Origin of the sequence: Herbaspirillum sp. CAH-3 (genome assembly GCF_009668275.1) — a bacterium.
Classification (GTDB): Bacteria; Pseudomonadota; Gammaproteobacteria; order Burkholderiales; family Burkholderiaceae_D; genus Herbaspirillum; species Herbaspirillum aquaticum.
The window spans coordinates 115,655-129,300 of record NZ_VSWE01000009.1; the positions used below are offsets into that span (position 1 = coordinate 115,655).

The 13,646-nt window shown below is 57.1% G+C and carries 11 protein-coding genes; 7 read left to right on the plus strand and 4 right to left on the minus strand.

Annotated features, from left to right (window positions below):
• Positions 1 to 97: 97 nt before the first annotated feature.
• The 3 genes from FYB76_RS13065 (at position 98) to FYB76_RS13075 (ending at position 5,574) form a co-directional block, all read left to right on the plus strand.
• Positions 98 to 2,236, plus strand: coding sequence for an AAA family ATPase (locus tag FYB76_RS13065; RefSeq protein WP_004883041.1), 2,139 nt, complete (start codon positions 98 to 100; stop codon positions 2,234 to 2,236).
• A 2-nt stretch (positions 2,237 to 2,238) separates the two neighbouring features.
• The gene (locus FYB76_RS13070; protein ID WP_004883039.1) at positions 2,239 to 4,038 is read left to right on the plus strand and encodes a UvrD-helicase domain-containing protein; all 1,800 of its coding nucleotides are present in this window, start codon (positions 2,239 to 2,241) and stop codon (positions 4,036 to 4,038) included.
• 288 nt (positions 4,039 to 4,326) lie between these two features.
• Positions 4,327 to 5,574, plus strand: a complete 1,248-nt coding sequence (locus FYB76_RS13075) for a hypothetical protein (protein ID WP_154133897.1) — start codon at positions 4,327 to 4,329, stop codon at positions 5,572 to 5,574.
• Positions 5,575 to 5,813: 239 nt separating this feature from the next.
• Here the strand turns inward: FYB76_RS13075 and FYB76_RS13080 are convergent, their stop codons facing one another.
• The 3 genes from FYB76_RS13080 to FYB76_RS13090 form a co-directional block, all read right to left on the minus strand.
• The gene (locus FYB76_RS13080; RefSeq protein WP_004883035.1) at positions 5,814 to 6,881 is read right to left on the minus strand and encodes a YhcG family protein; all 1,068 of its coding nucleotides are present in this window, start codon (positions 6,879 to 6,881) and stop codon (positions 5,814 to 5,816) included.
• On the minus strand, positions 6,878 to 8,077 hold the full coding sequence (locus tag FYB76_RS13085; protein ID WP_004883034.1) for a site-specific integrase: 1,200 nt from the start codon (positions 8,075 to 8,077) through the stop codon (positions 6,878 to 6,880). The genes FYB76_RS13080 and FYB76_RS13085 overlap by 4 nt, the downstream gene beginning before the upstream one ends.
• Before the next feature lie 257 nt (positions 8,078 to 8,334).
• The gene (locus tag FYB76_RS13090; protein ID WP_008330875.1) at positions 8,335 to 8,796 is read right to left on the minus strand and encodes a CBS domain-containing protein; all 462 of its coding nucleotides are present in this window, start codon (positions 8,794 to 8,796) and stop codon (positions 8,335 to 8,337) included.
• 314 nt (positions 8,797 to 9,110) lie between these two features.
• On the opposite strand from FYB76_RS13090, the gene FYB76_RS13095 reads away from it, so the two are divergent.
• On the plus strand, positions 9,111 to 9,431 hold the full coding sequence (locus FYB76_RS13095; protein WP_154133898.1) for a DUF962 domain-containing protein: 321 nt from the start codon (positions 9,111 to 9,113) through the stop codon (positions 9,429 to 9,431).
• 53 nt (positions 9,432 to 9,484) lie between these two features.
• Here the strand turns inward: FYB76_RS13095 and FYB76_RS13100 are convergent, their stop codons facing one another.
• On the minus strand, positions 9,485 to 10,837 hold the full coding sequence (locus FYB76_RS13100) for a YihY family inner membrane protein (RefSeq protein WP_229296961.1): 1,353 nt from the start codon (positions 10,835 to 10,837) through the stop codon (positions 9,485 to 9,487).
• Positions 10,838 to 11,127: 290 nt separating this feature from the next.
• On the opposite strand from FYB76_RS13100, the gene wrbA reads away from it, so the two are divergent.
• From wrbA to FYB76_RS13115, 3 genes are read left to right on the plus strand one after another with little or no spacing between them, the layout of a single operon-like run.
• Positions 11,128 to 11,769 carry an NAD(P)H:quinone oxidoreductase gene (wrbA, locus tag FYB76_RS13105; RefSeq protein ID WP_088754938.1) on the plus strand — a complete coding sequence of 214 codons (642 nt, stop codon included), beginning with the start codon at positions 11,128 to 11,130 and terminating at the stop codon, positions 11,767 to 11,769.
• Entirely contained in the window at positions 11,766 to 12,158 is a 393-nt protein-coding gene (locus FYB76_RS13110; protein WP_154133900.1) for a DUF2069 domain-containing protein, read from the plus strand. The genes wrbA and FYB76_RS13110 overlap by 4 nt, the downstream gene beginning before the upstream one ends.
• Before the next feature lie 58 nt (positions 12,159 to 12,216).
• Positions 12,217 to 13,623: an FAD-binding oxidoreductase gene (locus FYB76_RS13115; RefSeq protein WP_154133901.1), complete on the plus strand. Its 1,407-nt coding sequence runs from the start codon at positions 12,217 to 12,219 to the stop codon at positions 13,621 to 13,623.
• The last annotated feature ends 23 nt before the right edge of the window (positions 13,624 to 13,646 follow it).

Sequence of the window (13,646 nt, forward strand, 5' to 3'; positions counted from 1 at the left end):
GACAGTTGGCCATTCCGTAGTTGGGATCAATGGCTGCAGTGTTCAACCAATCCATCGGCCGATCGGCATGTGGATTTCAACAACAAGATTGAATCAAATGCATATATCCAAGCTCAGCCTGGTCAACTACCGGAACTTTCCCAACACGAAGCTGCTGTTCCAGAAGGGTATCAACACTGTCATCGGCGAAAATGGATCTGGCAAAACCAATCTCTTTCGCGCAATCAGATTGCTGCTTGATGACAACATGATTCGCTCTGCCTACCGGCTGGAGCATACCGACTTTCATCGCGGCCTAGGGCGCTGGCAGGGACATTGGATCATCATCAGTCTTGAGTTTGAGGAAATCTCTGCGGATGAATCAGTGCAGGCGCTCTTCCGACATGGGACGGGCGTAATTGAGGAAGAGGCGAACGGCAAGGCCACTTACAACCTGATCTTTCGTCCGAAGAAGGAAATCAGGCTGCGACTTTCTCAATTGAACGATGGTGATCAGGCAGGCCTCGACGCCATCCTGAACCCGGTCACCATCGACGACTATGAAACGATTTTCACAGGTCGGAGTGAAGCCGACTTCAACGACGAGGCCTTCTATAAGGATGTGGTCGGCGACTTCGCGAATGTTCGATTCAATGAAGAGGTTGAATTTCGTGTTATCGGCGCGAAGATTCCGAACGTGCTGTCCGTCTCCAAAGAAATTTCGTTCACTTTCGTCCAGGCGCTACGGGACGTCGTCTCCGAATTTCACAACAACCGGACAAATCCGCTCTTTTCGCTTCTGAAGGGCAAGAGCGGCGATATCGACCCCGTGGCGTTCCAGGCTATCACCGACGGGGTAAAGGCATTGAATGACTCCATCGAAGCGTTGCCAGACGTGCAGGTCGTCCGGACGGATATCAGAGACACCATCAAGGATGCGGCGGGTGAGGCGTATTCGCCGTCTTCTCTTTCTATCAAGTCGGATCTGCCAGACGAAGCTGACAAGTTGTTCCAGTCGCTCAAGCTGTTCGTTGGCGAATCGGGGGAGAGCCACGAAGGACCGATCCACGAGCTGAGCCTTGGTGGAGCAAACCTGATATTCCTCACGTTGAAACTGCTTGAATTCAAGTATCAAAAGGCTAAACAGTCGATCGCCAACTTTCTGCTTATCGAAGAGCCGGAAGCTCACATTCACACACATATCCAGAAAACACTGTTCGACAAGCTCAAATACGACGACACACAGATCATTTATTCGACCCATTCGACGCACATCTCTGAGGTCAGCAATGTTCAGAACGTGAACATCCTCGGCAGAGAAGGTGATCGTTGCGAGGCATACCAGCCTGCAATTGGCCTAAACCCAGAAGAGATCGGCAACATTCAACGCTACCTGGATGCTGTCCGTAGCAACTTGTTGTTTGCCAAGAGCGTCCTCTTAGTGGAGGGCGATGCAGAAGAAATTCTCGTTCCGATCCTGATCAAGAACGTGCTAGGCGTCAGCCTTGATGAACTCGGCATCAGTTTAATTAATATCCGCAGCACTGGATTTCAGAACGTCGCGGTTCTTTTCGATGATGCCCGAATCCGGAAGCGGTGCAGCATCGTCACCGACCTTGACAAGTCCATCATTGACACAACGCCGGCGGCGGGAGACTCCGAAGGGCTGCTCCGGCGCAAGGGCAAGTATCAGGCATCCCAGGAAAAAGGGGTCGCCAGGAAAGCGTTATTGGAAGACACCTTCAAAGATAACGGGTGGGTTTCTCCATTCTTTGCCCCCCATACCTTCGAGGTCGACTTCATTGCCGCCGGCAATGCGCGTAAGGTGGTCGGCATCCTTCCTGATGTCTACAAGGATGCACCAACCATCGCGACGGCCAAGGCGGAGCTCGAATCAGCGGACATCGCGTTGTTCGGTCAGCGCGCATTGACCATGGCGGACAACTACGGCAAGGGATGGTTTGCCATCTTGCTGGGAAAGAAGATCGATCCGCAGACCGCCATTCCGAAGTACATCTTGGACGCCATCGCTTTTGCGCATCCGGTGGTCACTAAGGAAGTCTGGTTTAACGTGCTGAGCTACCGCGTGAACTACATCGATGCAGAAGATATCTTCACTGCGTCTGCCGTATTCGACGACTTTAGGGCCAAGCTGCTGGCCTTCCGAAATGGAGACATCGACTTCGTCGGCATCCGAAACGAGATGCTTGCCACGTTCCCAGATGATCGCATCAACGATGTACTCGCGGTGTTCTGATCATGTTCATGTGGAACAAAGATGATCTGAATCCCGAGCAGGAAGCAGCCATTCTGAAGCCAGGGAGCGTCTTTCTCATCGCTTGCCCGGGCAGCGGGAAAACGCGCACGCTCACCTACAAAATCGCCTATGAGTTGTCCAGGCTGAAATCGAACAAGCAGTTTGTCGTTGCCATCACTTATACGCACCGTGCCGCCGACGAAATCCACGAGCGCATTGAGAGCCTTGGGGTGGATACATCCCGATTATGGATAGGAACGATACATTCGTTCTGTCTTGAATGGATATTGAAACCGTACGGCATCTATCACGAAGCGTTGGATCGAGGCTTCCGTGTGATCGATCAGCATGAGCGCGAGAAAATCCTGGAGGCATTGTGCAAGCCTTACCAGAAGCCAAAAATAACATTCTGGGATTGTGAGTTTTATTACACCGAAACTGGATATGTGCTCTCCTGCCCACAAGATTGGAAGCATTCGGGTCTTCACGTCATATTGGGCAAGTATTTTGAGATTCTGCACGAAAGTCGGCAGCTAGACTTTGAGCTCATTCTTTACTATGCGTACCAACTGATCGCACGTCATCCTGCGATCAGCACTCTTCTGGCACAGTTGTTCTCTTTCGTGCTGATCGACGAGTATCAGGACACCAAACGAATTCAGTATTCGATCATCACCGCCATTCTGAAAGCTGGTCAAGGTGCGACCAAGGCCTTTATTGTCGGAGATCCTAACCAGGCGATTTATCAATCGCTTGGCGGATATCCGATTGCCTTCGAGGATTTCAAGGCGATGGCCAATATCGATTTGGACGAACTCGAACTGTCGCGGAACTACCGTTCTTCTGAGCGCATCATTGAGTACTTCGGAAACTACAACGTTCACAACACACGCATCGAAGCCGCATCCGAGGACAAGGCGTACCCAAGCCTTATTTCATTCGACGACACAGTGAGCAAAAATGATCTGGACGCTGAGCTCATCCGGCTCATCCGTTTCAACATTGAGACTATGGGCATCTCACCTCACGAGGTGTGCATTCTCGCGCCACAGTGGACGCATCTTGCAAGCATGACACGTCGTTTGGTCGCCAGCATGCCGGAGTACTCATTCGATGGCCCCGGTATGGTTCCCTTTGCACGGGACACAGAGAATTTCTGGTACAGGCTTTCTAAGATTGCACTTACTCAGGCATCGCCGGGAATGTATGTGCGCAGACTGCGGTGGGCCGGGGAGATTCTGAATGACCTAGAGGCGGCCGGGGCTAGCGTGTCGAAGCTCACGCGGAGGTCCTTGTTGAGGGAGTGCAATGCAATTAAGATCGATGAAACAGATGGTCTTACCTACTTGAGCGCATTTTTCGAGCGTCTGTTTGCAAACTTAGCAATCGACTTTCGCCTTTTCACGCTGCTTCAAGAGCATCACGTTGCCTTCTTCGATAGTTCGCAAGCCCGGGTAAATCGATTGAAGAGTGAAGGTAGCGAATTTATAGGCGATATTGAGACATTCAGGAAGGTATTTCAGCATAGGACTGGAATCACCATCTCGACGATACACGGCGTCAAGGGAGCCGAGTTCGATGCAGTGATCGCTTATGCATTATTAGAAGATATGGTGCCGCATTTCAATGATCCGAACGGTCAAGAAAGCGCGATGAAATTGCTGTATGTCATTGGTTCGCGGGCAAGGAAGAACCTGCACCTTGTTTCGGAACGAGGTCGAGTTCGCCAGTATTCTGGCGAAGAGTATCAAGTAACTCGCAAGCTTGCCTCATGCAGTTTTGGATACGATCAAATTCCATAGAAATCACGAGTAGCGCAACCGCGCTCTCTATGGGATGCCCTACAGCTTTGTTTAGCGTTTGGCTGAATCATCTGCGCGCGGCTCGCTCTGCATGCCCTGCTGTCGCCAGCTCAACATGCAAGCGGAGCGCGCAGGCCCGGATCACAGTGTCGGGCCGTGGAGGGCTGGCGAATGCCAGTCCCGTCAGGGATGAGCGAATAGCGAACGTGGAGCAGCGCGATCCACAAAGTGGAGACGCTCAAGGTTCCGTCGCTTACTATTTGGACTACGGCGAGTTGAGTAAAAAATATGAAAAATATCTTTGAAGAAATCAATGAATTTTCTTCGGAAAAAATCGCGTTATTCAGCTTTGGGAAATTTTGCTACGTCTTTCTTAATAAAGACCCGATCTTTGTCAAGAAATTGCTTCCCCTCATCCAAACCTCTCTGGCAAATGAGAGCTTTCAGGCAGACGTAATGCGTGCTTATACGGAGGGCTGCATGAATGAAAAGGCGGCCATTCTGAAAGAATTTGAAGCCAAACGCGACCATCCAAACGCAGCCAAGTTTTATGGGCCACAGCTTGATCTAGTGGACAAGCGATTGGCTATAAAGACAATCCAGCATTTAATGGACTACTTAAATAATTATCTCAACGAGTATCCGGGATCGCTAGAAATTCTCAACAATTCCTACAAGCATATCCATGACGAAGATGGTGTTTCGTACATAAAAGAAAATTACGCAAATTATCGCATTGGCTGCATTTTTTATTCCAAGCACCAATCAATCATGGGGAGGGCTGAGATGCTGGAGCTAAAATATTCCAAGGTAGTTGAACGTGAGTACGAGAAAATTGGAATTGACATAAGAAAGGAAGATGCTCAGTTCTCTAAATATAGTCTTGTCAGCCTGAACGAGAATATTCAGATATTCAACGACAAGGATAGTCAGACAATACGCGATGAACGCATAGGGCGACACTTCTGGATAAAAGTTCCGAGGAAGCTGCTTACCTCTATCGAGGAACTCATTGAAAAAGGAATGCTGTCCGAAATAGCATTCAGGATTGATTACGTCTCCGATTATGTCCCTGCAATGGAGGAGATGGAGTTTGGCGCTCCGTTGCGATTGAAAATATCTTCCCTTCCTAGATTGTCAAAGTTCTACTCCACCGATAAATATGAGAACAATCTATGGATTCACCATGACGCAGAGAAGCTAAGTTTGACTTTTGAAGAATTGATGGAGGACTTTGAGGTGGCAGGCGACGACGTCGTAACGCAAGTCATCCATCTTGAATACAGTTCAAAAGGCGATGATTTTTTTATAACTCACTTGGATCACGAAATTATCGTATATACGTTGGATAGCTATCAAGAAAGATTGAGCAATGCCAACATCAAGGGGCATAGAAAAATAAAGACATTCAAAATAGATAACTCAATGATCCCGTTTGATATAAATATTAGCGGGGATCTTTTTCTGTTTCAGATTCTCGATTCGTATTTAAAAAATGATGACTTGATTCGTGAATATTTTGAAAAAATTAACTGACTTTATAGTTTGAGATATTTAATTAAAACAGCGATCGGCATAGAACATGGCGCTGCTGCCCGCGATAATCATGTGATTGGGCGCTCGCGCCCACTAGCCCCAGCGCATCCTTGAGCCGCAGGCCAGTTCCTTATCGGCCTATGGCGATTCCACACTAGCATGGAGCCTCGATAGAGCAAGAGATCCGTTGCCACATGCTCGTGCTGTGGTTTGGGTGTACGGTTGGACAGATGCTGCTGTCAGGACTTCTCGCCAGGCTGCCGCTGCTCGATCTGCAACCGCGCCCGTTCGGTCGCCTGCTGCAACCGCTCCCCCAGCACCGCACGCGGCGGCAGGGTCGTCAGGTATTCGGCTACGTGGATGCCCGACTTGTCCAGCTCCAGCAACTCGATCTGCTCTGACTTCTTGCCGGTACAAAGAATGATGCCCAGCGGCGAGGCTTCCTCCGGTTCGCGTTCGTGCTTGTCGAGCCAACGCAAATAAAGCTCCATCTGCCCCTTGTATGCTGCCTTGAACTCGCCGATCTTCAACTCCACCGCCACCAGCCGCCGCAGCTTGCGGTTATAGAACAGCAGGTCCAGGTGGAAATCCTCGTCGTCGATCTGGATGCGTTTCTGCCGGGCTAGGAAAGAGAAGCCCGCGCCCAACTCCAGCAAAAAAGACTCCATTTCGCGGATGATCGCGGCTTCCAGGTCGCCTTCCTGCCAGGTATCGCGCAGGCCCAGGAAGTCGAGGATGTACGGGTCGCGCATGACCAGCGCCGGCGACATGCGCTGCGCATCGCGCATCGCCGCCAGCTCTTGCGTGATCGTCTCGTCCGGCTTCTTGGACAGCGCCGTGCGCTCGTATAGCATCGAGTCGATGCGCTCGCGTAGCGTCCGCACGCTCCAGCGTTCGGCGCTGGCCATTTGCACGTAGTAGTCCCGCTGGAGCGGGTCTTTTAGCGGCAGCAGCGCCACGAAATGCGACCAGCTCAATTGTCGTGACAGCGTCACGACAATTGGCTCGTCCGAGAAGGTGGCGGCGAACTGCACCATCCGGCGCAGGTTCTTGTCCGCGAAGCTACGTCCGTAGTCGCGGACAAGCTGCGCCGCCAGGGTCGGCAGGATTTCGTCGCCGTACCCGGCCCGCTGCCCGGCAAGCACTTCCGTATGGATGCGCTGGCCAATGCGCCAGAACAGCAATGTCAGCTCGGCATTGACCGCCGAGGCGACGCGCTGGCGCGACGCTTCGATCAGTGCCCGGATGTCGCCCAGCAGCGCGGGCGGCGCTGCTGGCGCTGAGACGGATGCCTTGCGCCGGGTCATGCGGCCACCTCCTTGGCTCCCTGCATCCCGGTGATCGTCTTACGCCGATTCGCCACCAGTTCGGCCGCCTCTCGCACCGGCTTATCCTCGGTGTGGACGTAGCGCATGAACATGACGACGGTCTTGTGCGCCGTTAGCGCCATGCCGACCTTGACCGGGATGCCCGAATTGGCAATGTCGGTCGCCGAACGGTGGCGGATGCCGTGCGTGCCCACGTGCGTAGCGCCAGCCGCCTTGAGCGCACGGCTCCAGCCACCGTAATACTCGCCCGTGGTTAGATGCTTGCCAGCGTGGCTAGGAGAAGGCAGCACATAGCGGCTACCCTCCTGCCGGGGTGCCGTCGAGAGTAGCCGATAGGCTTCCTCGCTCATGGGCTTAGACATGCCGCCTGTCTTGCTGTCAGGCCAGACGACGCGCCGGTTCTGCAAGTCAACCCAGTTCCATTCCAGCGCGATGATTTCCGAGCGGCGGCCGGCGAACTCGAACTGCAGGCGGATTCCCAAAGGGATGACGTAGTTCTCCAGCCCCTCCGACTCGATCTTGTCGAGCTGTCGGAACAGGTTGCCCATTTCTTCGTCGCTGATGAGGTGAGTCGATTTGCCGGCAGGGAACATCGGGACGTGACGGCAAGGGTTGGTACCGTCGGGCCGATAGCCCCATACCTCGGCCATGTTGAACATCTTGCGCAAGACGCTGAATACCTTGTTCGCCTCGGTCTGCTTGTACGAAAGCTTTTCCATCAGTCCGGCGATTTCAGGACGCTTCACGTCCTGAACTTTCTTGCGTCCCAGCAGCGGAATAATGTTGCGATTGATGACAGCCTGATAGCCGGCTTGGGTGCTGAGCTTGTTGCGCTTCTTGGAGTAGTCCTCCATGAACTTCGTGCATAGCTCCTTGACCGTAGGTGCCTGGCGCGCCTCCGCCTTCTCTGCGGCGGGATCTCCGCCTCGGCGGACTTGGGCCAGCCATTCCTGCGCCAGCGACCGCGCCTGTTCGACGGTCAGCTCCCCGTACAGTCCTAGCGAGGGCTTGCGGCGCTCGCCAGCGTTCGTCCGGTACTGGAGCATGAACACCTTGCGACCCGCCGGGGTAATCTTGCACAGGAAGCCGGGGACCAGCGTGTCCCGGAGTTCGACGGCCTCTGCCTGGGGTTGCGCCGCATCGACAGCGGACTTAGTGAGTTTGATCTTAGCCATGATGACTCCTTGGAAAGACCTGGATTCCAAGGGCCGGATAGGAGTCAGGCGGTCGGAAGTCAGGTCAGGTTTCGGAAAGCACCGGCATATGTTGAACTCGCTTAAGTCATTGATAAACCTGCTGTATCGGGCTGTAGCGTAGTCCAGCGAATTTCGGTGCTGGAGTCATGGTGAAATAAAAAACCGCTCCATCAGGAACGGTCATGACGATGCCGCCTGCACCCGCAGGCGGCATCCAGTTTGAACAAGCCAGGCGTTCAGCTATTGCCTTCGCGCTCTTCTTCCTCGGCCGGCCAGTCGCGGATGTAGGCCTTGAGCATCTTGTTCTCGAAGCCCTGCGCATCCAGCACCGCCTTGGCCACGTCGTAGAAGGACATCACGCCCAGCACGGTACGGGCTTCCATCACCGGCACGTAGCGCGCGTGCTTTTCCAGCATGATGCGGCGCACTTCGTTGAGGTCGGTATCCGGGGTGACGGTGATGGGCGCATCGTTCATGTGCTTGCGCACGGTCGAGCCGCCCAGCTCGCCACCGTTCTTGTGCAGCGTCAGCAGCACTTCACGGAAGGTCAGCATGCCGACCAGGTCGCCGTATTCCATGACGACCAGCGAGCCGATGTCTTTCTCGGCCATGGCGGCCACGGCCTCCTGAATCGGGGTATCCGGCGTGACGGTGAAGAGGATGTTGCCTTTGACCTTGAGGATTTCAGAGACTTTCATGATGTCGTCCTGGTTTGGTTATATGAAGCTGTTTTGACTGTAGGCGATGACGCCGGGAAAATCCAATTCATGGGGGCAACAGGATAACTGATCCTGACCGCAGCCGCTCTGGATGCCTCCTCCACGCCTCCTTTGCAGGAAGGAAAACACATGGTACGGGCAAGGGCGACATTTGGGCAACCCGCAAAGACGCTGCTGCGCAGTATTTCCATGCAGAATTTGCGTTTGCTAGATGAAGCTTGCTTCAGCACAAGGATTGCAAAGAAGCGTTGCGCTGACTACCCTGAAGAGGTCAGGACTCTCCGGAGAAGACCATGGCCGCTACCCTGCCCGAACGGCATTACGCCAGTTTCAGCGAGTTCTATCCGACCTACCTGAGCGAGCACGCGCACCGGGTCAACCGGCAGTTGCACTTCCTCGGGTCGACGCTGGCATTGTTGAGCCTGTTGTTGCTGCTGATCACGCACCAGTGGTGGTGGCTGGCCGTGGCCCTGTTCTGCGGCTACGGATTTGCCTGTGCCGGCCATTTCATGGTGGAGAAGAACCAGCCGGCCACCTTCCGCCATCCGCTCTATTCCTTCATGGGCGATTGGGTGATGTACTGGCAAATGCTCACGGGACAGGTCTCGTTTTAGAAACCTTCATATCGGGTCCGAAACCGCCTGAGCCGGGCCACGTCGGTGGCGGCTCAGCGTTCCCACAGGCGCCGGCGGGCCTCCAGCGGCACGGCAGCGTGCGGCATGGCGGCCACGGTGGCCGCGACTTCTTCCTCGGCCACCCGCCCGGCCTGGCAATACTGCGCCAGCGACTGTGCCAGCTCGGCGTTGATGGCATCCTCGACCCGCGCCACCAGCGCTTCTTCCTCCCCGGCCTGGGCCAATACCGCCGGGTCGAACACGAACAGGCGATACACCCGTGCCAGCTGGATGGTGTCGGGATTGGCCACCAGGGCCCAGCGATCCATGTCATCGGTGATGCGGCGGTTCCAGCCGCGCCGGCTGCGGCTGCCCGCATCGGGCTTGACCGAGGCCACCCAGCCCTCTTCGCTCATGCGTGACAGCAATTGCTGCAGTTCTCCCAGGCCCAGCTTGGTGGCGCGCCGTACCTCGTCCATGCTCACCACGGCCGACTCCATGCCCACGCGCGCCGCGTGCAGGAATTTCAGGACCTTGACCGCATCGATGAATTCCGCACCCGGCGAAGGCACGTGCCACCAGCGCTCATAGCGCACCACTGGCAATGCTGCTGTCAACAGCGCGCCGAAGAGCGTGATCATCCACATCATGTAGATCCACACCAGGAAGATCGGCAGCACCGCCACCGTGCCATAGACCATGGTGTAGGTCGGGAATTGCAGGATGTAGGCCGCGAAGAGCCGCTTGGCGATTTCCAGCCCGACGCCGGCCAGCAGGCCGCCGGCGGCCGCATCGCGCCAGTCGACGGTCTGGTTGGGTACGGTGCTGTAGAGCAGCGTATAGGCCAGCGTGGAAAGCATCAGGGAAACCAGCGTGTAGAAGCTCGCGCCCAGCCACGGCAGGCTCTTGACGGCGCCGCCGGTGGCGGTGGAGAGGTACGAGGTCACGCTGATGGAAACCCCGATCAAGAGCGGACCCAGCGTGATGATGGCCCAGTACACCAGCACCCGCTGCACCAGCGGGCGGGACTTCTTGACGCGCCAGATCTGGTTGAACACGCTCTCGATGGTGGACATGGTCAGCACCGAGGTCAGGATCAAGAGCACCCCGCCCACGGCCGAGATGCGCGCCGACTTGGCGGCGAACTGGTTCAGGTAGCCCAGGATGGTGTTGGCCACGCCCTTGGGCATGAGGTTCTCGACGAAGTAGGCTTCCAGCGAGGCGCGGAAGGTCGAGAACAGCGGGAAGGCCGTAAACAGCGCCAGCGCGATGGTCAGCATCGGCACCAGCGAGAGGATGGTGGTGAAGGTCAGGCTGCCGGCCACTTGCGGCAGGCGGTCCTCGCGCAGTCGCCGGGCGGCGAAGCGCAACAGGTCGCTGAACTGCTCACGGGTCAGACCACGCATATGGGACAAGGAAAAACGCAAAGAAGACATCCGTTCGACTTCATCAGAGACGCGCATCCCGGGATGCATCGTCCCATCGGGGTTGAATCAGGCCGCCGCGCAGCAGGTGTGCCTGCAAGGCGCCGGACGGCAAGTTTGGCGATTATCGCCCAAGCGGGCGGCAAAATCCCGTAAAACTGCCCGACAGACCCAAAGTTTCTGCATCCTCTTGGGGCAGATGAAGAAAAAGCGGGGCCTCACCAGCTTTTCCTGCTGTCTGGGAGCAAAAAAACGGAAATATAATAAGTCACATGACGACCTCTTCGACCGCCACTTCCGTGCAGACTTCCTCCAACGCCACCCTCCTGGTGCTCTACTATTCGCGCCACGGCGCCACCCGCAAGCTGGCCGAACTGATCGCCCAGGGCGTGGAAAGCGTACCCGGCTGCGATGCGCGCCTGCGCACGGTGCCGGCGGTCTCCACCGTCACCGAAGCCGTGGAACCGGATGTGCCAAGCTCCGGCGCCCCCTATGTGGAAGCCAGCGACCTGGCCGAGTGCGACGGCCTGGCCCTGGGTTCGCCCACGCGGTTTGGCAACATGGCAGCGGCCATGAAATATTTCTGGGACGGCACCTCGCCGCAGTGGCTCTCCGGCGCCCTGGCGGGCAAGCCGGCCTGCGTCTTCACTTCCACCGGCAGCCTGCATGGCGGCCAGGAATCGACGCTCCTGAGCATGATGCTGCCGCTGCTGCACCACGGTATGCTCATCGTGGGCCTGCCGTATTCGCATCCCGAACTGATGAACACCTCCAGCGGCGGTACGCCTTATGGCGCCAGCCACTGGGCGGGCGTCAACGGCAACCAGCCGCTGTCGGACGACTCGCGTACCCTGGCCATCGCGCTGGGCAAACGGCTGGCAGAAAACGCCATCAAATTACGGAGACCATCATGAACAGCAGTGCGCGCTACTTCCACCTCGGAGCCAGTTCCAGCCTGATCGCCCTGATCCTGCTCTGCCTGGCGTGGGAACTGGTGCTGGCGCCACTGCGACCGGGCGGTTCGTGGATGGTGTTGAAAGTGGTACCGCTGCTGCTACCCCTGCGCGGGGTGTTGAAGCGTGATGTCTATACGCTGCAATGGTCCTCCATGCTGATCCTGGTCTACCTGGCCGAGGGCCTGGTGCGCGCCACCAGCGACAGCGTGCATGCCTCGGTGCTGCTGGCCTGGGTGGAAGTGGCGCTGACCACGCTGTACTTCGTCTGCGCGCTCTCCTACCTGCATCCCTTCAAGAAGGCCGCCAAGGAAATCGCCCGCCAGGCGATCCAGAAGGCCTCCCAGTAATCACTCATCGTCCCCATCCCGACCGGGCGCGCCACTGCACGTGGCGCGTTTCACTTTCATGACCGACTTCCTCGCTGCCTGCCGCGCCGCCATTGGCGCCGCCCATGTCCTCACCGATGCCGCCGACACCGCCGGCTACCTGACCGACCAGCGCGGCCGCTACACCGGCCGCGCCCTGGCCGTATTGCGCCCGGCCGATGCCGCCGAAGTGGCCACGCTGGTGCAACTGTGCGCGCGCCATGCCATCCCGCTGGTGCCGCAAGGCGGCAACACCGGCCTGGTGCTGGGCAGCGTGCCCGACCAGCAGGGCAATGCCGTGGTGCTCTCGCTGCGGCGCCTCAACCGCATCCGCGCGGTCGACCCGGTCAACAATACGATGACGGTGGAAGCCGGCTGCGTGCTGCAGCACCTGCAGGAGCAGGCGGCCGCAGTGGAACGCCTGTTCCCGCTTTCGCTGGCGGCCGAAGGCAGCTGCACCATCGGCGGCAATCTCTCCACCAATGCCGGCGGCACCGGCGTGCTGCGCTATGGCAATACGCGCGAGCTGTGCCTGGGGTTGGAAGTGGTGACGGCCGAAGGCGAGATCATGAGCAGCCTCAAGGGCTTGCGCAAGGACAATACCGGCTATGACCTGCGCGACCTCTTCATCGGGGCCGAGGGCACGCTGGGCATCATCACCGCGGCGGTCGTCAAACTCTTCCCGCAGCCGCGCGCGCAACTGACCGCACTGGTGGCGCTGCAGACCCCGGCTCAGGCGCTGCAGCTGCTGCAGCAGGCGCAAGCGCGCTGTGGTTCGGCCTTGACCGGTTTCGAGCTGATGTCGGATTTCTGCCTGCAACTGGTCTGCAAGCACTTCCCCGACCAGCGCCTGCCCTTCGCCCAGCCTCATCCGCAATACGTGCTGCTGGAACTGTCGGACAACGAATCCGAAGACCACGCCCGCACGATCTTCGAAACCCTCATCGGCCAGGCGCTGGAACAGGGGCTGGCGCAAGACGCCGTCATCGCCGCCTCGCTGGCCCAGTCCAGGGCACTGTGGCGACTGCGAGAAAGCATCTCGATGGCGCAAGCGCACGAGGGCAAGAACATCAAGCACGACATCTCGGTGCCGATCTCGCGCATCGCCGAATTCATGGAAGTGACCGATACCCTGGTGCAGCAGGCCGCACCGGGTTGCCGCATGGTCAGTTTTGGCCACCTGGGCGATGGCAACCTGCACTACAACGTCTCGCCCCCGGTGGGCGTGGCCGATGCCGATTTCCTGGCGCGCCAGGGCGACATCAACCGCGTGGTGCATGACAGCGTGGACCGCTTCGGCGGATCGATCTCGGCCGAGCATGGATTGGGCGCACTCAAGCGCGAGGAGATCCTGCGCTACAAGTCGCCTGTGGAATTGCGTCTGATGCGCGCCATCAAGCAGGCACTGGACCCGCAGCAACTGATGAATCCGGGCAAGGTGCTGTGACGCCAGTTTGAAGCGCGATTCAA